15 protein-coding genes are annotated in these 17924 nt (G+C 70.0%); 8 read left to right on the top strand and 7 right to left on the bottom strand.

The annotated features are described in order from the left end of the window. The first annotated feature begins 1393 nt into the window (after positions 1-1393). Positions 1394-1849 (top strand): hypothetical protein, encoded by a 456-nt coding sequence (locus BLV92_RS04735; protein ID WP_090542717.1) that lies wholly within the window; start codon positions 1394-1396, stop codon positions 1847-1849. A 21-nt stretch (positions 1850-1870) separates the two neighbouring features. Here the strand turns inward: BLV92_RS04735 and BLV92_RS04730 are convergent, their stop codons facing one another. Then, positions 1871-2719: an aldo/keto reductase gene (locus tag BLV92_RS04730; RefSeq protein ID WP_090542715.1), complete on the bottom strand. Its 849-nt coding sequence runs from the start codon at positions 2717-2719 to the stop codon at positions 1871-1873. 147 nt (positions 2720-2866) lie between these two features. On the opposite strand from BLV92_RS04730, the gene BLV92_RS04725 reads away from it, so the two are divergent. Beyond that, entirely contained in the window at positions 2867-3613 is a 747-nt protein-coding gene (locus tag BLV92_RS04725; RefSeq protein ID WP_090542713.1) for a GntR family transcriptional regulator, read from the top strand. 80 nt (positions 3614-3693) lie between these two features. On the opposite strand, the gene BLV92_RS04720 is transcribed toward BLV92_RS04725, so the two are convergent. After that, on the bottom strand, positions 3694-5127 hold the full coding sequence (locus BLV92_RS04720) for a CoA transferase (protein WP_090542711.1): 1434 nt from the start codon (positions 5125-5127) through the stop codon (positions 3694-3696). A gap of 119 nt (positions 5128-5246) precedes the next feature. Between BLV92_RS04720 and BLV92_RS04715 the strand changes: the two genes are divergently transcribed. Continuing rightward, positions 5247-6482, top strand: coding sequence for a citrate synthase family protein (locus BLV92_RS04715; protein ID WP_090542709.1), 1236 nt, complete (start codon positions 5247-5249; stop codon positions 6480-6482). 34 nt (positions 6483-6516) lie between these two features. Here the strand turns inward: BLV92_RS04715 and BLV92_RS04710 are convergent, their stop codons facing one another. Then, a complete protein-coding gene (locus BLV92_RS04710; RefSeq protein ID WP_090542707.1) occupies positions 6517-6855 on the bottom strand; it encodes a DUF2917 domain-containing protein in 339 nt (112 codons plus the stop codon). Positions 6856-7027: 172 nt separating this feature from the next. Here BLV92_RS04710 and BLV92_RS04705 point away from each other — a divergent pair, with 172 nt between their 5' ends. The 3 genes from BLV92_RS04705 (at position 7028) to BLV92_RS04695 (ending at position 11752) form a co-directional block, all read left to right on the top strand. Continuing rightward, a complete protein-coding gene (locus BLV92_RS04705; protein WP_090542705.1) occupies positions 7028-8434 on the top strand; it encodes an aminotransferase-like domain-containing protein in 1407 nt (468 codons plus the stop codon). Between the two features lie 130 nt (positions 8435-8564). Further along, positions 8565-10007 (top strand): multidrug transporter subunit MdtD, encoded by a 1443-nt coding sequence (gene mdtD, locus BLV92_RS04700; protein WP_244283744.1) that lies wholly within the window; start codon positions 8565-8567, stop codon positions 10005-10007. A 467-nt stretch (positions 10008-10474) separates the two neighbouring features. Further along, positions 10475-11752 carry an EAL domain-containing protein gene (locus BLV92_RS04695; RefSeq protein WP_090542699.1) on the top strand — a complete coding sequence of 426 codons (1278 nt, stop codon included), beginning with the start codon at positions 10475-10477 and terminating at the stop codon, positions 11750-11752. Between the two features lie 323 nt (positions 11753-12075). Here BLV92_RS04695 and BLV92_RS04690 read toward each other — a convergent pair whose 3' ends face one another. Next, the gene (locus tag BLV92_RS04690; RefSeq protein ID WP_090542696.1) at positions 12076-13026 is read right to left on the bottom strand and encodes a sigma-70 family RNA polymerase sigma factor; all 951 of its coding nucleotides are present in this window, start codon (positions 13024-13026) and stop codon (positions 12076-12078) included. 305 nt (positions 13027-13331) lie between these two features. Here BLV92_RS04690 and clpP point away from each other — a divergent pair, with 305 nt between their 5' ends. Continuing rightward, positions 13332-13982, top strand: a complete 651-nt coding sequence (clpP, locus tag BLV92_RS04685) for an ATP-dependent Clp endopeptidase proteolytic subunit ClpP (RefSeq protein WP_090542694.1) — start codon at positions 13332-13334, stop codon at positions 13980-13982. 8 nt (positions 13983-13990) lie between these two features. Here clpP and BLV92_RS04680 read toward each other — a convergent pair whose 3' ends face one another. Then, positions 13991-14593, bottom strand: coding sequence for a TetR/AcrR family transcriptional regulator (locus BLV92_RS04680; protein ID WP_090542693.1), 603 nt, complete (start codon positions 14591-14593; stop codon positions 13991-13993). 64 nt (positions 14594-14657) lie between these two features. On the opposite strand from BLV92_RS04680, the gene BLV92_RS04675 reads away from it, so the two are divergent. Next, entirely contained in the window at positions 14658-15233 is a 576-nt protein-coding gene (locus tag BLV92_RS04675; protein ID WP_090542691.1) for an isochorismatase family protein, read from the top strand. Positions 15234-15344: 111 nt separating this feature from the next. Here BLV92_RS04675 and sodB read toward each other — a convergent pair whose 3' ends face one another. Then, a complete protein-coding gene (gene sodB / locus BLV92_RS04670) occupies positions 15345-15923 on the bottom strand; it encodes a superoxide dismutase [Fe] (protein ID WP_090542689.1) in 579 nt (192 codons plus the stop codon). Positions 15924-16296: 373 nt separating this feature from the next. Beyond that, positions 16297-17688, bottom strand: a complete 1392-nt coding sequence (gene xseA, locus BLV92_RS04665; protein ID WP_090542687.1) for an exodeoxyribonuclease VII large subunit — start codon at positions 17686-17688, stop codon at positions 16297-16299. Positions 17689-17924: the final 236 nt, after the last annotated feature.

Here is a 17924-nt window from a genome sequence, read left to right as displayed (position 1 = left end):
ATCTCGCGGGTGATCGCGCCGGCACGCGGAAACCGGCCGCGCGACGCACCTGGATTCGCCCCGTCTGCCCACGCAGACGACGACGGATCGCATGCGACGCCGTGCGCGCCGGTGGACGTCGCCGTGCCCGGGTGCTGCGGATCACGCGAACGCCTGCACGCAGCGCGGGCCGCACGTCGAGTGCGGCGCTAGCCGGCATGAAGCGGAACCGACCATACGGGGAGCGGCCCACACGCCCGGCGACGGCGTGGCGCCGCGCACGAGGAGCGCGAGAGACGGCGGCGTCGCCATGCCGCCGTGTCCCGGGAGAACGAAATGAAGAACGGGGCAGTCGATCCGTACTGCTATCGATGGGCTCGGGGAATGGCGACGCTCGCTGTCGGAGTCGGCATGCTGCTTCCGGGAATCGCGGCCCATGCGGGGGATGACGGCAACGTCATCCCCGGTTGGGTGCTCGACGCAGCCCCGCCGCTTGCCGCGAGCGGGGCGTCGGCGACGATGCTCGCGCAGGCGGACATCGACGCATCGCCGGCTGCGACCGAACGCGACGTGTCCGCGGTGTTCATGCTCGCGACGTGTCCCGGCGACGGCGGCAACTGCGGCGCGCAGCGTCACGGCGGGTCGGGCAACGCGGGGGCCAGCGGTGGCGGAAGCGGTGGCGTATCGGGCGGCAGCAGCGGGCCGGGAGGGTCGTCCGGAGGCAGCAAAGGCACGAGCAACGCGTCGGGTGGGTCGAAGGGGTCGGGCGGATCGAGTGGTCCGGGTGGTCCGGGTGGTCCGGGTGGTCCGGGTGGTCCGGGTGGTCCGGGTGGTCCGGGTGGTCCAGGGGGTCCGGGCAGCGGCTGTAGTTGCAGCGGCGCGCACGGCGGCCCCGCGGGTCCATCGGGACACGGTTCCTCATCCGGCAGCGGCTCATCCGGAGCAAACGGCAACTCTGGAAGCGGATCGTCAGGTGGGTCGTCCGGCGCTCACGGCAGCAGCGGCCATGGCGGCGGTTTTGGCGGTGGAGGCTTCGGAGGCGGCTTTGGAGGCGGATACGGCAGGGGTGGTTCGTCGGGTGGCCCGGGCGGCGGGTACGGCGGCGGCCACGGTGGCGGCAGCGGACGTTAACAAGCGTACGCATCGCGGCGCTTGATCCATGCGCCGCGGGGCCATTCCGGCTTGACGCGACGGCCGGTCGCGTCAGTCCTGGCAGGTCCGGCGGCGGTCCCGGTCCCCCGGCCGGAGCCGCCGCCGACGCCCGGATCGCATGCGCACGGCATCGATCACAGGCATCGCGCAGGGCTCACGCATCAGCCGACGCACCGGTTCACGCGTCGGTTCGCGCCGTCTGCGGAACCATTCTCCGGCCGCGCCTCTCCTAACGGTTCACCCCCGACAGGAGAACAAGAAAATGATGCACACCATCCCTCGTGTTGTCCTGCGCGCCGTCGGCGTCCTCGCCGCCGCGTCGCTCGTCTGGGCGGGTGCGGCGAACGCGCAGACCGCCGCGCCGCAAACGGCCGCCACCGCGCAACCGGCGCCCCCCGTCGATCCCACCTTCTCCGCATGGTCGCTCGCGCAACTCTGCCAGCAACAGGGCGACAACGTCGCGCAAGGCCAGTGCGTCGGCGCGGTGCGCGGCATCATCCACGGTTATCAGTACGGCGTGCTGTTCCTCGGCCAGCGCGCAGCGCCGCCGGCCGGCGAGATGCAGCGCGTGTCGCTGTGCCTGCGCGACGTGCCGGTCGCGACGATCGTCCAGGAATTCGTCACCGACGCGGGCCAGGTAAGCCCCGACGCGCTGAAGGCGACGCCCGCCGAAGTCGCGCTGCTCGGCTCCGTGCATTCGCGTCACGCGTGCACGTAACTCGACCGCTCCGTCGCGCGGCTACAGCATCTCCAGCGCACGCTTGCTGCGCGGCGGCCTGAAAAACGCATCGAGCGCCGCGTAGTCGGCGTCGCTCAACACGAGGTCGAGCGCGGCGTGGTTGTCGCGCACGTGCTCGACCCGCCCCGCCTTCGGAATCGCCAGTACGCCCGGCTGTCTCAACACCCACGCCAGCGCGACCCGCCATGCGGACACCCCATGCGCCGCGCCGATCTCGTCGAGCGGCGAACGCTTCGGCAGCCGCGCATGATCGACCGGGCTGTACGCCATCACCGGCATCCGGTGCGCGGCGCTCCACGGCAGCAGGTCGAACTCCGGCCCGCGCCGCGCGATGTTGTACAGGATCTGGTTGGTCGCGCATTGATCGCCGCCCGGCGTCGCGAACAGCTCGTCCATGTCCGCCGTGTCGAAGTTGCTGACGCCCCAATGGCGGATCTTGCCCGCGCGGCGCAACGCGTCGAATCCTTCGATCGTCTCGTCGATCGGCACGCCGCCCTGCCAGTGCAGCAGATACAGGTCGAGCCGGTCGGTGCCGAGCCGCTTCAGGCTCGCTTCGCACGCCTGCTGCATGGCGCGCCGGCTCGCGTTGTGCGGATACACCTTGCTCACCAGAAACGCCTGATCGCGCAAACCGCGCAACGCCTCGCCGACCAGCGTTTCCGTCGCGCCGTCGCCGTACATCTCGGCGGTGTCGATCAGCGTCATCCCGAGCGCGATGCCTTCGCGCAACGCGGCGATCTCGTCCGCGCGGCGCGCGGGCCGCTCGCCCATCTCCCAGGTGCCGAGCCCGAGCTTCGGGATGCGTTCGCCGTCGGGCAGCGCGACAGTTGCAATACCGGTGGTCGTCATGGCTTCTCCTCCCTGGGCGGCGCGTCGTTTCGCGAAACGGCCGGCGGCCAGTGTAGCGTCTCCTGCATCAATACGCCGGCCGTCGCGCGGGACCCTGCAATCACCTGTCGATATAGAATTGCCGTTCGCCTTCCCAGCCGCCACTCCATGAACGCTCCTACGGAAGACCGCTGGCGCGACCTGCGCCCGGACCCGGACAACGATACGCCGCTCTACCTCCAGCTCGCGCGCAAGCTGAGCCAGGCCATCCACGACAGCCGCTGGCACGCCGGCGAGGCGCTGCCGTCCGAACGCGTGCTCGCGGACGCGCTCGGCGTCTCGCGGATCACCGCGCGCAAGGCGATCGCGCTGCTCGTCGAACAAGGACTGATCCGCCGGACCCAGGGCGCGGGCAGCTTCATCACGCCGCGTTACGAGGACCCGCTGTCGCGCCTCACGAGCTTCAGCGAGATGCTGCGCCAGCGCGGCTTCACGCCGAGTTCGCAATGGCTGTCGCGCGAGATCCAGCCGGCGAGCCGCGACGAGGTGATCCAGCTCGGGCTGTCGCCGGCGGCGGCGGTCACGCGATTGAAGCGACTGCGGCTCGCGGACGGCATCGTGATGGCCGTCGAGAACTCGACGTTCCCGGCCGCGCTGATCCCCGATCCGCAGGCGATCGGCGATTCGCTGTACAGCTTCCTCGACCAGCGCGGGCTCGCGATCGTGCGCGCGCTGCAACACTTCCGCGCAGTCAACGCGACCGACGAGATCGCGCGGCAGATGGGCCTCGCGCCGAACGAGGCGCTGCTGCTGATCACGCGGGTCGGCTACACCGCCGATCAGCGCGCGATCGAACTCACCGACACGTACTGCCGCAACGACTACTACGACTTCGTCGCGGAACTGCGCAAGTAGCGGGTTCGCCACGCGCGCTGCGCGGCAACGGCCGCGCAGGCCGCGAACCCCGAACGGCGATACGCCAACGAAGCAGCGCGCTACGCGTCCCAGCGCGCCGCATCGGTGCCGACCGGCACCGGCGGGCGCGCGTAAAACGCGGGCGTCAGCGACAGCCGTTCCGCCGGCCCGATCGCGCGGACCGTGCCGAACGGCGACGCCGTTTGCTCGATGCAGTCCGCGACGTCGGTTAGCCCGACGTCCGGCGCGCGCCAGCCGTCCTCGATCTGTCCCATCGTCTGCAGCCAGCGCCCGGTCTGCGCGAGCGACACGCGCACGTGCCAGCTTCCGCCCTCCTGCGCCCGACGCGCGAGCGCGACCATCGCGCCGAACGCCGCGAGATATCCGGTGCCGTGATCGAGCGCCTGGCACGGCAGATGGCGCGGCGCGCCGAACGGCCGGCCGTCGCGCGCAGGCGACGCGGCGCTGCTCTCGTTCCACACGATCCCGCTCGCGGACTGCACGAGGCTGTCGAACCCTCTGCGCCCGGCCCACGGCCCGCGATGCCCATACGCGCACACCGACACGCAGACGATCCCCGGCCGCAGTCGCGCGAGTTGTTCCGGCGCAAACCCGCGCGACGCGAGCGCGCCCGGCCGGTACGCCTGAAGGAACACGTCGGCGTCGCGCGCGAGCGAACGCAACTGCTCGCACGCGGCCGCGTCGCGCAGGTCGAGCGTCGCCGACCGCTTGCCGCGCCCGTTGTCGATCACGAGCGGCGCGATGTTCGGCAGATGCGGGCCGTTGACCAGCAGCACGTCCGCGCCGTGATGCGCGAGCGTGCGGCCCGCGACCGGCCCTGCGATGATCCGCGTGAGGTCGAGCACGCGCACGCCGTCGAGCGGCCGCGCGGCGTCGCGCGTGGTGATCGACGTGATCGACGCGATCGGCTCGGGCGGCGCGTCGCCGATCCGCTCGATCTCGAACAGCGGCAGGCTCGCGACCGCGCGCGCCTGATCGAGCGCCGCCCATTCGCGCGGCGAGCGCACGAGCGCCGCGCACAGGCCGGCGGCCGCGAGCGCGTCGTCGAGCGCCGCGCCGTCCCATTCGCGGATCGCGGCGGCGACCGACGCAGGGTCGTCCGCGCAGCCGAGCACGTCGACGATGCCCTTCAGATGATGCGGGAAGTTCGCGTGCAACTGAATCCAGCGGTCGTCGCGCGTCGCGAAGAAGCCGGTCACCGGATGCCGAAGCTCGATCGGCGCATCGCCGCCGACGCGCAGGTAACGCTCGCTGCGAAACGCGGCGAGCGCGCGCCGCACGTCGATGTCGACGCGCTGCCGGCGGCCGGTCCGCACGCGAAAACATTCGGCCGCCGCGAGCCCGGCCGCGCCGATCGTCGCGGCGGCCAGCGTGCCGACGCGATAGATCGACGGCAGGCCGGGATCGTCGCCGGCGACGTGCAAATCGTCGAGCGCGGCCGGGTTGCAGTCGGCCAGCATCCACAGGTGTTCGAGCGCGCCGCGGGGAGTCATGATCGGCAAGGTTCCATGAACGAGGTGCTTCGAGTCTAGAAGCCGGCCTTGCTTCGATCAATCTTGATTGGAATAATCAACATAGATTGATTTCTCCGTTCAGCGAGCAGGCGCCACCCATGTCCAGCTATATGACCGCGGCCGAGGCCGCCGAGGCGCTCGGCATCAGCCGCGCGACGCTCTATGCGTATGTGAGCCGCGGGTTGCTGCGTTCCGCGCCCGGCGTCGATACGCGGCAGAACCGCTACCCGGCCGCCGACGTGCGCCGGCTCGCGCGCCGCAAGGCCGACGGCCGGCGCGCGGGCAAGGTCGCGCAGAAGGTGCTGGACTGGGGCGTGCCGGTGCTCGAATCGTCGATCACGCTGATCGCGGACGGCAAGCTGTTCTATCGCGGCCACGACGCGGTCGAACTGGCGCGCGACGCGACGCTCGAAGACGTCGCCGCGCTGCTGTGGGAATGCGCGCCGCGCCGGATCGCGGATGCGCCGGCCGCGCCGATCGCGTCCGCGCAATGGTCCGCGTGGCTGAAGCTATGGAGCGCACACACGCCGCTCGAACGCGCGCTGGTGTTGCTGCCGGCCGCCGCCGCGCAGATTCCGCGCGTGTGGGCGCAGGGCCGCGATGCGCAACTCGACAGCGGCGCGATGCTGATGCGGCTGCTCGCGGCCGCGTTGATCTCGGCCGCGTCGTCGAACGAACCGCTGCATCGCCAGTTCGCGCACGCATGGGGTCTGCGCGGCCGCGCGGCGGCCGACCTGCTGCGCGCGGCGCTCGTCCTGTGCGCGGACCACGAGCTGAACGCATCGACGTTCACGGTCCGCTGCATCACGTCGACCGGCATGCATCTGTTCGGCGCAGCGTCGGGCGGGCTCGCGGCGCTCGGCGGCCCGCGCCACGGCGGCGAGACGATGCGCGTCGCCGCGCTGCTCGACGACGCGTCGCGCGCGCCGGACCTGCATCGTTTCCTCGCGGAACGCCTCGCGCCGGACGAGCGCGGCGCGTCGGACCGAAGCGCGCCGCTGCCGGGCTTCGGGCATCCGCTGTATCCGGACGGCGATCCGCGCGCGCGTCTGCTGCTCGATCTGCTCGGCCAGCGCGGCGCCGCGCGTTCGGCAATGACCGGAATCGACGCGCTGATTCAGGCGGTGATGGAGACGACCGGCGCGCGGCCGACCGTCGATTTCGCGCTCGCGTCGCTGGAGCGCGTGCTGAACCTGCCGCGCGGCGCGGCGTTCGCGCTGTTCGCCGCCGCCCGCGTGACCGGCTGGATCGCGCACGCCCTGGAACAGACCGCCGACGGCCGGCTGATCCGGCCGCGCGCGCGATATGTCGGCGAGTTCGACGCCGGCGCATGAAACGCCGCGCCCCCGCGACGGCAACGCTTCAACCTCACGCGGCTCTCGACGACCACGGCCAGCGCGCCGTCCATCCGGCCGTCGCGAACGCGCGCGCCGCATGGCGCTCGCCGATCGCGGCGGCCCGCGCCGACGCCGACGCGCCGCCCAGCGCGAGCAGAAACCGCGCGCCCGCGCGGCCCGCGCTGACCCACACCTTCGCCCGCGCCGGCAGCGCGCACGACTCGCCGTTGCGCAGCCAGTAGTCGCCGGCGTCCCCTTCGATCGTCAGCCAAAGCTCGCCTTCGCTCACCTGCAGCCGAAGCGGCTGCGCGGGCCGCCAAAGCTGTGCCGGCTCGTCGTGCGCCAGCTCGAAAATCCGGATCTCACGCATTGCAGTGCTCCTTGAACCCCCTGTTCGGTTCGAGCATTATTGCGAGCGGCGCGTCCCGTTCCCATGCACAGTTCCGAACAGTTCGCGCAGAACTGTGCAGTCGAAAAACCGGACAGTCGGCATCACCGTCGCATGCCCTCCATACGATCCATCCGCCCATCGCGAGGCCCGCATGAAACTCGAACTCGACCGCGCGAGCGCCGTGCCGCTCACCGACCAGATCGTCGCCGGCGTGCAGGCGTGGATCCGCTCGCGCGCCGCGCATCCGGGCGCGCGGCTGCCGTCGATCCGGCAGTTCGCGGCCGACTACCGGATCAGCCGCTTCCCGGTGATCGAGGCATACGACCGGCTGGTGTCGCTCGGTTATCTCGACTCGCGGCACGGTTCGGGTTTCTACGTGAGCGAGCACGCGCGCGCCGACGCCGGCAGCAGGGGCGCGTGCGACCTCGCGCGCGCGGCCGACGAGTCGGTGCACATCCTGCGGCAGCTGAACCGGCCCGGCGAGATGCTCGAACTCGACAGCGGCTCGATCCCGCAGTCGTGGCGCGACATCGATGCGCTCGCGCAGGCGATCCGCCACGTATCGCGCACCGATCCGTCGAGCCTCGTCGACTACGCGCCGCCGTTCGGCGACCCGACGCTGCGCGAGCATCTGCGCAACCGCCTCGCGCCGCTCGGCATCGTCGCGGACGCGCAGCAGATCCTGATCACCGAAGGCGCGAGCGAAGGGCTCGACCTGCTGATGCGCTACCTGCTGAAGCCCGGCGACACCGCGTTCGTCGAGGACCCCGGCTACTACAACCTGTTCGGCCTGCTGAAGCTGCACGGCGTGCAGCTGGTCGGCATTCCGCGCAACGCGGACGGCCCCGACCTCGAACGGCTGAACGCGATGCTCGCGTTGCACCGGCCGCGCGTGTTCTTCGTGAACCCGGTGTTCCACAACCCGACCGGCACGACGATCGCGCCGCCGGTTGCGTTCCGGCTGCTGCAACTCGCGCGCGAGCATCGCTTCACGATCGTCGAGGACGACATCTACGCGGACTTCCAGACCGACGCGAGCGACCGCCTCGCGGCGCTCGACCAGTTCGAGCACGTCGTCTACGTGGGCGGGCTGTCGAAGACGCTGTCGTCGTCGCTGCGGGTCGGCTACGTGGTCGCGGACCCGGCGATCACGCGCGATCTCGCGTCGATCAAGGCGTTGACGAGCATCAGCGGATCGCGCTTCGCGCAGGCGGTCGCGGTCGCGCTGCTGGAGCGCGGCGCGTATCGCAAGTACCTCGACCGGCTGCGCCGGCGCATCGGCGACGCGCTCGGCGCGGCGATCGCGACGCTCGAAGACCACGGCTGGGAACTGTTCGCGCGGCCGTCCGGCGGCAAGTTCGTCTGGGCGCGGGTGCCGCACGTCGACGACTCAGAGCGGCTTGCCGCGTGCGGCGAGCCGCTCGGCGTCCACGTGTCGCCGGGCGGCTACTTCCGCCCGGACGGCGGCCCGAGCCCGTGGATCCGCATCAACGCAGCGTTCGTGAACGACCCGCGCGCACAGGCGTTTTTCGCGGCGGCGGTCCGGCTCGCCGCCTGACGACGCATCGAAAACGCGCCGACGATGCGCGCCGGGCATGCCCGATGCGCCGCCCGCGAACTGCGCCGCGCGGTCGTTTTCCCTACAATGGCGGCTGCCAGTGACCCGGCCCTTGCGACCCTTCGTGCCCATGCCCGCTTCCACGCCGTCCCCCGCCGCCCCGCCTTCGTCCCGTTCGCTCACCGTGATGCTGTGGCTCGTCGCCACCGGCTTCTTCATGCAGACGCTCGACGCGACGATCGTCAACACGGCGCTGCCGGCGATGGCCGAGAGCCTCGGCGAACGGCCGCTCAGCATGCAGTCGGTCGTGATCGCGTATTCGCTGACGATGGCGGTGATGATCCCGGTGTCCGGCTGGCTCGCGGACAAGCTCGGCACGCGGCGCGTGTTCTTCAGCGCGATCCTCGTGTTCACGATCGGCTCGCTGCTGTGCGCGAACGCGCATACGCTCACGCAACTGGTCTGGTGGCGCATCGTGCAGGGCGTCGGCGGCGCGATGCTGCTGCCGGTCGGCCGGCTCGCGGTGCTGCGCACGTTCCCGGCCGAACGTTATCTGCCCGCGCTCGCGTTCGTCGCGATCCCGGGCCTGATCGGCCCGCTGATCGGCCCGACGCTCGGCGGCTGGCTCGTGCAGATCGCGTCGTGGCACTGGATCTTCCTGATCAACGTGCCGGTCGGCGTCGTCGGCTGCGTCACGACGTTCGTCTACATGCTCGACAGCCGCAACCCCGACACGCCGAAGTTCGATCTGCCAGGTTACCTGCTGCTCGTGATCGGGATGGTCGCGATCACGTTCGCGCTCGACGGGCGCAGCGAACTCGGCATCCAGCACGCAACCGTGCTCGTGCTGCTGATCCTGAGCCTCGCGGCGTTCGTCGCGTACGGGCTGCATGCGGTGCGCGTGCCCTATCCGATCTTTTCGCTCGATCTGTTCCGCATCCATACGTTCAGCGTCGGGCTGCTCGGCAACCTGTTCGCGCGGATCGGCAGCGGCGCGATGCCGTATCTGATTCCGCTGCTGTTGCAGGTCGCGCTCGGTTACTCGCCGTTCGAAGCGGGCCTGATGATGCTGCCGACCGCGGCGGCCGGGATGGGCTCGAAGCGGCTCGCGACCACGCTGATCGTGCGTTACGGATATCGCCGCGTGCTGGTCGCGAACACGGTGCTGGTCGGCCTCGCGATGGCGAGCTTCGCGCTGACGACGACGGCCGAGCCGCTGTGGCTGCGCATCGTGCAGCTCGCGCTGTTCGGCGGCGTGAACTCGATGCAGTTCACCGCGATGAACACGCTGACGCTGAAGGACCTCGGCACCGGCGGCGCGAGCAGCGGCAACAGCCTGTTCTCGCTCGTGCAGATGCTGTCGATGAGCCTCGGCGTGACCGTCGCGGGCGCGCTGCTGCAAACCTTCACCGGACTCATCGGGCATACGACGTCGGCGAACGTGATCCCGGCGTTCCACGCGACGTTCCTGTGCGTCGGCATCATCACGGCGGGGTCGTCGTGGATCTTCGCGCAGTTGTCGTCGGACGTGCGGCGGCCCGCGAAGAAGATCGATCCGTCGGAGCGGACGTAGCGGCGGCGTAGCGGAACGATCGCCGCGCGGAGGCACGCGACGGAGTTCTCGCGCGCGTCGTGGTTTCGGACAACGTGCGTTCTGTTTGGCGCTGACGTGCCTTTTTCCCCCGGCCGCCGCGCCCTGCCTGCGCCGATGTGCAAGCGTCGCCGTACCCGTGCTGCCGCCCCCTCCGTTGCGCGCTGCCGTCCTCGCATCGCCTCGCCCGCCTTCCGTCCCACGGTTGCGCACCACGCACCGCCGGAGTGCAACCGGCGATCGCGCGGTGCGCGCCGCGCATTCCGCCGCTCCGTTTCGTCGACGCGCCGCGCGGTTCGCGACTGCGGCCCACGCCGCTCATGCCCCGCGACGCGGCGCAGATACAACGGCCGCCCCCGCCCGCGACCGCCACTTGCATGCTTCTTGCTGCCCTATCCTGTAAACTTGACGCACCCGCGTGCCGTCCGCGCCGCGCGCCACCCACCGATATGACGAGCATGATCGATCTCGATCCCCCCGGCTTCCAGTCCCGGCCGGTCGCCGGAGAACAAGGCGCCCGTCGCACCGTGCTGTACGGCGGCTACACGGTATTCAGCGTGTTCCAGCCCGTGTTCTCCGTCGCGCACCGCCGCGCGATCGGCTATCACGCGTCGCTGCGCGCGCACGACGAGCACGGACACCACGTGCCGTCGCAGGAAGTGTTCACGCAGGCCGCGCGGCGCGGCGACCTGCTCGAACTCGGGCGGCTCGCCGAATCGCTGCATCTCGGCAACTTCAACGCATTCGACTGCCAGGACGAATGGCTCTTCCTGAGCCTGCACCCGGCCGCGCTGATGGACACCAGCTACGGCGACGCGCTGCTCGCCGGCCTGAAGGCGCTCGGCCTGCCGCCGCAGCGCGTGGTGCTCGAAGTGTCCGAGCAGGCGGGCGGCGAAAACACGCGCTTCGCGGAGATCATCGACGGCCTGCGCAAGTCCGGCTTCCTGATCGCGCTGGACGGCTTCGGCGCGAAACATTCGAACATCGACCGCGTGTGGCAACTGCGGCCCGACATCGTCACGATCGACCGCAGCCTGCTCGCGCAGGCGAGCCGCCATCCGCACATCGAGCGGGTGCTGCCGGGCCTCGTGTCGATGCTGCACGAATCGGGGCAACTGGTGCTGATGGGCGGCCTCGCGACCGAGCGCGACGCGCTGATCGCGCTCGAATCGAACGCGGACTTCGTGCAGGGCGCGTATTTCGCGCGGCCGGACGTGGAGCCGGTGAAGCACGAGGTCGCCGCGCATCTGATGGAGGATCTGTCCGCGCGCGAACGCGAGCGCGTCGCCGCGCGCGAACGGATGCAGGCCGAACGGCTGGCGCCGTACGTGCGCGCGCTCGAAGCGGCGAGCGCGAAACTCGCGGCGGGCGCGACGATGGGCGACGCGACGCTGCCGCTGCTCGGCCTCGACCAGACCGCGCGCTGCTTCCTGCTCGACGGCTCGGGCCGCCAGATCGGCGACAACGTGCTGCCGGACGGCCGCACGACGCAGCGCGCGAAACGCTTCCGGCCGCTGCTGCATTCCGAAGGCGCGAGCTGGGAACGGCGGCCGTATTTCATCGAGGCGATGCGCGCGCCGGGCCGCGTGCACGTGACGCCGCCTTATCTGTCGATCAACGAGGCGCACCTGTGCGTGACCGCGTCGATTGCCGCGCAGGGCGCGCATGGGATGCAGGTGCTGTGCGTCGACATCAACTGGGACGTGGCCGCGAAGCAGCGCAGTTGAGCGGCAGTCGCGGCGCGCGGATGGGTGCGCCGACGTCAACGGGCGCGTGACCGCGAAGCGGCGCAGTCGAACGCAAGCCGCGCCGTGCGTGGCTGTGACCGCGTCGATCGCCGTGCACAGCGCGCACCCGACATCACCGGGAACGTGCCCGCAAAACAGCACAGATGAACGTAAGCCACGCGGTGCGTGACCGTAACCGCGTCGATCGCCGCGCACGGTGCGCGGATGCGGCGCCTCGACATCGACGGGAACGTAGCCGCGAAACAGCACAGTCGAACCTGAGTGACACCCTGCCGACGCGGGGTATCGCGGCCGATGCGCCGCTATGCGAATGCTACAGCGTTCGTGCTGCTGACGACCGGCGTGCCGATTGCCGGCCCGCCGGCGGCGATACCCGCCAGTAGCCGCCGAACAGCGCGGCCGCCGAAACGGCGATTCGCACGCTCGACCGTCGATGTGTCGGCCGCGACGGCCACGCAGACGAACGGCTCGCCCCGCTCGTCGCGGACCACGATGAAACGCAGCCACGCCGCCAGTTCGCCATCGGGCGCGAACAGCGCGACGCCAGGCTCGCCGTCGAGCGTGAGCGCATCGGCGCGCATCGACGGCGTTTGCGCTTCGGCATCGAGCGGAGCCGTTCGAACGCGATGCGCGGCAACGGCCGTCTCCGCGCCGAACAGTTGCATCAATCCCGCGCGGTCCTGCGCATCCAGCACCTCGCGCAGACGCTCGACCGTCTCCTCGTGCCGCACCGGATCGCCGGCCGGCTCGCGCGCCGCATCGCGCGCGAGCCGCTCCTTCGCGCGATGGACGATCTGCCGGCAATGCGCGGGTTTGCAGCCGGTCAGCGCGGCGATCTCCGCATAGTCGCAATCGAACGCGACACGCAGCACGAACGCGGCCTGCTCGACCGGCGTCAGCCGGTCGAGCAGCAGCCGCAGCCCGTCGGAAAGCCGCGCCGCGCGCAGGCCGGCCTCCTCCGCCGACGGCGCCGCGCCGTCGAGCCACGGCTCGACGAAACGCGCGAACGCGTCGCCGGTCCGCTCGCGGCGCAGCCGCCGCAACCGGTCGATCGCAAGCCGCACCGTCACCGTCGCGAGCCACGCCTGCGGCGCGCGCAGCGCGTCCGCATCGGCGGCCTGCCATTTGAACCACGCGTCCTGCACCACGTCCTCCGCTTCCGCGCGGCTGCCGAGCACACGTGCCGCCAGCGACAGCAGCCGCCCGCGCAGCGCGTCGAACAGGGGGGTCCGGTCGTCGGATATCTGCGTCATTCGTCCCGCTCCTTCGTATTGCGCCTGTTGGCCGTTCTTCGCTAGACGCGCGGCGTCGCCGCGATGTGACAGCCGCTGCGAAAAAAGATACTCGCAATCCGTGTCGCGGGTCGGCGTGCGTGCGTCGTCGCGGGACTTCACCGTTGCGTGCCGGAGTGGCCATCGATTCACACGATCGCCGCGCACTCACGATTCACCTGCGGCCGCTGTCACATCGCGAGGCCGCCGCGCGTCTTGATCGCGACGTGCGCCGCGAAACTCTCGCCGCGCACCGACCCGACGCACTCCACCATCGCGAGGCCTTCATGCATCCGTCCCATCCGTATCCGTCCTTCCTGCCGCCGTCCGCGCTCAATCTCGTGCCGACCGTGATCGAAACGTCGAGCCGCGGCGAGCGCGCATACGACATCTATTCGCGGCTGCTGCGCGAACGCATCGTGTTCCTCGTCGGACCGGTCAACGACCAGACCGCGAGCCTCGTCGTCGCGCAACTGCTGTTTCTCGAAGCGGAGAACCCGGAGAAGGACATCAGCCTGTACATCAACTCGCCGGGCGGCTCGGTGTACGACGGCCTCGCGATCTACGACACGATGCAGTTCGTGAAGCCGGCCGTCTCGACGCTGTGCACGGGTCTCGCGGCGAGCATGGGCGCGATCCTGCTCGCGGCCGGCGCGCCGGGCAAGCGTTATGCGCTGCCGAACGCGCGGATCATGGCGCACCAGCCATCGGGCGGCGGCCAGGGCACGGCCGCCGACGTCGAGATCCAGGCGCGCGAGGTGCTGTATCTGCGCGAGCGGCTGAACGCGGTGCTCGCCGAACGCACGGGACAAAGCATCGGGCAGATCGGCCGCGACACCGACCGCGACCATTTCATGTCCGCCGAAGCAGCCGCCGCATATGGGCTGATCGACCGCGTGCTGACGTCGCGCGGGGAAGCGTTCGAACCAGACCGCTAACCAGACCGTTAACCGAGCCGCGCGGCGAGCCAGGCGGCCAGCACGCCCTTGTATTCGGCGACGAGCAGCCTGCGCTCCTTCGGCTTCGCCGCCGCGTACAGCGGGTTGAGGCTCTTCACGACCTGCAGCATCACCTCGGCGATGCGGTACGCGTCGTCGGCGGACAGCGTGTCGTTGTAACGGCGGAACAACGCGGCGAAACGCTGGCGCAGCCGGTTGCGCACGGCCGCGTCGCGCCGGAACCCGAGCGGCACCGACAACAGCGGCAGATATGCGGGATACGCGCCCATCAACTCGACCATCATGTCGAACAGACGCCCGACGAGTTCCGGCAGCGGCAATGCGTCGTGCGCCTCGATCAGCGCGCTCCAGCGCGCGTCCATCTCGTCGCCATAGCGACGGCGCAGCTCGAACGCGAGCGCCTCCTTGTTCGGGAAGTACTGATACGCGGCGCCGATCGACACGCCTGCCTGCTGCGCGATCTGCGTCATCGTCGCCGCGTCGAAGCCGCGCTCCGCGAACGCATCGCCGGCCGCGGCGAGCAGCGCATCGACGGTGCGCGCCGCACGTTCCTGGCGCGGCACGCGCCGCGCTGCTGCGGGATCCGCCATATCTGAAAACGTCCTCATGTTTTTGGTATCATGATGTGAGCCCATCCTCACATACAGGTGACCCATGACGCAAGCCCTTTCACTCGACCCGAGCACGACCGCGCTCGTGCTGATCGACCTTCAGCACGGCATCGTGAGCCGTCCGCTCGCGCCGTACAGCGGACCGCAGGTCGTCGAGAACGGCGCGCGCGTCGCCGCCGCGATGCGCACGAAAGGCGCGACCGTCGTGTACGTGCGCGTGCCGCTGAACGAACTGCTGCATCTGCCGTCCGATGCGCCGATGCGCGCGCCCGATGCGCCGCCCGCGCCCGAGCAGGCCTCGGAACTCGTGCCGGAAGCCGGCGTGCAGCCGGGCGACCTCGTCGTCTCGAAGCGCCAGTGGGGCGCGTTCTACGGCACCGACCTCGAACAGCACCTGCGCCGCCGCGGCATCCAGACGATCGCGATCTGCGGGATCGCGACGAACTTCGGCGTCGAATCGACCGCGCGCCACGCGTTCGATCTGGGCTACAAGCTCGTGTTCGTCGAGGACGCGACGACCAGCATGAGCGAAGAGTGGCACCGCTTCACGGTGGACAACGTGTTCTGCCGCATGGGACACGTGCGCACGACGCAGCAGGTGATCGACGCGCTCGCATAACGAAAGCCGCGCGCCGCGCCAACAAAAAAGCCCTCGACAGCGATGCCGAGGGCTTTTTGCATGGCTGCGCGCATTGCATCACATGATGATGCCTGCGCGCGGCGACGACGCTCAGGCGAAATTCTTCGCGGCGAAGTCCCAGTTCACGATGTTCCAGAACGCTTCGACAAACTTCGGACGCGCGTTGCGGTAGTCGATGTAGTAAGCGTGTTCCCACACGTCGATCGTCAAGAGCGGCGTCGCATCGGTGGTCAGCGGCGTGGCGGCGTTGCTGGTCGACACGATGTCGAGCGAGCCGTCCGCCTTCTTCACGAGCCACGTCCAGCCCGAGCCGAAGTTGCCGACCGCGGCCTTCGAGAACGCTTCCTTGAACGCGTCATACGAACCCCACTTCGCGTTGATCGCGTCGCCGAGCGCGCCCGACGGTGCGCCGCCGCCTTGCGGCGACAGGCCGTTCCAGAAGAACGTGTGATTCCACACCTGGGCTGCGTTGTTGAACACGCCGCCCGACGACTTCTTGATGATCTCTTCGAGCGACAGCTTCTCGAACTCGGTGCCCGGAACCAGGTTGTTCAGGTTCGTGACATACGCCTGGTGATGCTTGCCGTAGTGAAACTCAAGCGTCTCTTCCGACATGTGCGGGACAAGCGCGTTCTTCGCGAACGGCAGCGGCGGGAGCGTAAATGACATGATGCGGTTCCTTCTGTCGTGTTATGGGGGGAGTCAGCGTATCAGCGTAATAACCGGCATGGAGCAATGGATTGTAGGCGACTTGGAATAACCCCGCAAACGACCGGCCTTTATGCGGAGCGCGAGGTTCGCCGCCGCGCATCGCCCACGGGGAGCGGGCTGCGCGCTGCATCGGCGGATGCGCTGCTGCGTTGTCAACAGACCGTCATGCACAACGCGATCGACGCAGACCGCGCGACGTCGACCGGCACGCGCGCACGTCGCTACAGCCTCACCATCCGATGAACCGATACGCGATGCGATGCCGGCCGCGCGACGGTCCAGCAAGCGCCGAGCCCGCACGCGTGCAGTGGTCGCGCATGCAGGCCAATCGTCAGAATCCGTCCGCGAGACGCGGCTGCACGTCGCTCAGTGCGACGTCCGCGCTGCCTTCCGCGAGATGCACGGTCAAGCGCCGGCCCGGCTTCAGCGTCGCCGGCGAGCGCACCGCCGCGCCGGTCTGCACGTCGAGCAGCGCCGCATAACCGCGCTCGAACGTGCGCTGCGGACTCAGCACTTCGAGCCGCGCGGCGAGTTCGGAGATGCGCGCGCGCTGACGTTCGTGCTGCCGCGCGAACGCGTCGTCGAGGCGGCGCGACAGCGTATCGATCCGCGTGCGCTGCGCGGCCGGATCGGGACGCGAGCGCTGCCAGCGCATCTGCAGCACGTTGAAGCGCGCACGCGCGTCGCTTGCCGCGCGCGTGCCGGCCGACGCGAGCCGCAATTGCAGTTGACGCAGATGCGTGCGCTGCTGCGCGAGCCGCTCGGCCGGCGACACGAGTCGCCGCGCAAGCCAGTCGAGCTGCTGCGCGCGGCGTTCGATGATCCGGCCGAAGCCGCGCGCGAGCGCCGCGTGACGCTGGTCCAGATCGCGCAACAGCAGCACGCGCTGCGGGCTCACCAGTTCGGCCGCGCCGGTCGGCGTCGGCGCGCGCAGGTCCGCGGCGAAATCGGCGATCGTGAAGTCGGTTTCGTGACCCACGCCGCTGACGACCGGAATCCCGCTCGCCGCGATCGCGCGCGCGAGCCCTTCGTCGTTGAACGACCACAGGTCCTCGATCGACCCGCCGCCGCGGCACAGCACCAGCACGTCGACCTCGGCGCGCGCGTTCGCGGTCTCGACCATCGCGGTCAGCTTCTCGGCCGCGCCCGCTCCCTGCACCGGCGCCGGATAGACGATCACCGGCACGTGCGGCGCGCGCCGGCACAGCGTCGTCAGCACGTCGCGCAGCGCGGCCGCCTGCATCGACGTGATCACGCCGATCGCGCGCGGATGCGTCGGCAGCTCGCGTTTGCGCGCGGGGTCGAACAGCCCTTCCGCTTCGAGTTGCGCCTTCAGCCGCAGAAACGCCTCGTACAACCGCCCCTGGCCGGTGCGGCGCACCGCCTCGACGTTCAGTTGCAGTTCGCCGCGCGGCTCGTACATCGTCACGAGCGCGCGCACCTCGATGCGGTCGCCTTCGCGCGGCGTGAACTCCGCGTACTGCGCGCGGCCGCGGAACATCACGCAGCGGATCTGCGCCTGCGCGTCCTTGATCGAGAAGTACCAGTGGCCGCTCGCGGCGCGCGTGAAATTCGACACTTCGCCGGACACCCACGCGAGCGGAAACGACCGTTCGAGCATCGCGCCGATGGCGCGGTTGAGCGCCGAAACCGGCACGACGACGTCGCCGCCGCCGGACGGACCGGAGGCGAAAGGTGACGCAGAGAAACGATCGGAATTCATCTGATGGATGCAAAAAAGCTGGCCGGACAGACGATAGACCGAGCGGCCAGCCGCCGTCCAGCGCGAATTGGCGGGCGTCGCGGCTCGGTAGAAGTGTCCACATTGTGCGCAGAAGCCGCGAAAGCCGTTCCCGGCTGCAGCGGGAACGGCCAATTTCTTCATAACCTCATGATTTTTATAAGATTTAACAGATTCAAAAAATCTATTGCGCCGATAGAAGCCCGGTCTGCCGGCCT

This window comes from Paraburkholderia caballeronis, assembly GCF_900104845.1.
GTDB classification, from domain to species: domain Bacteria; phylum Pseudomonadota; class Gammaproteobacteria; order Burkholderiales; family Burkholderiaceae; genus Paraburkholderia; species Paraburkholderia caballeronis.
This window is presented reverse-complemented; position numbering and strand designations above follow the sequence as displayed.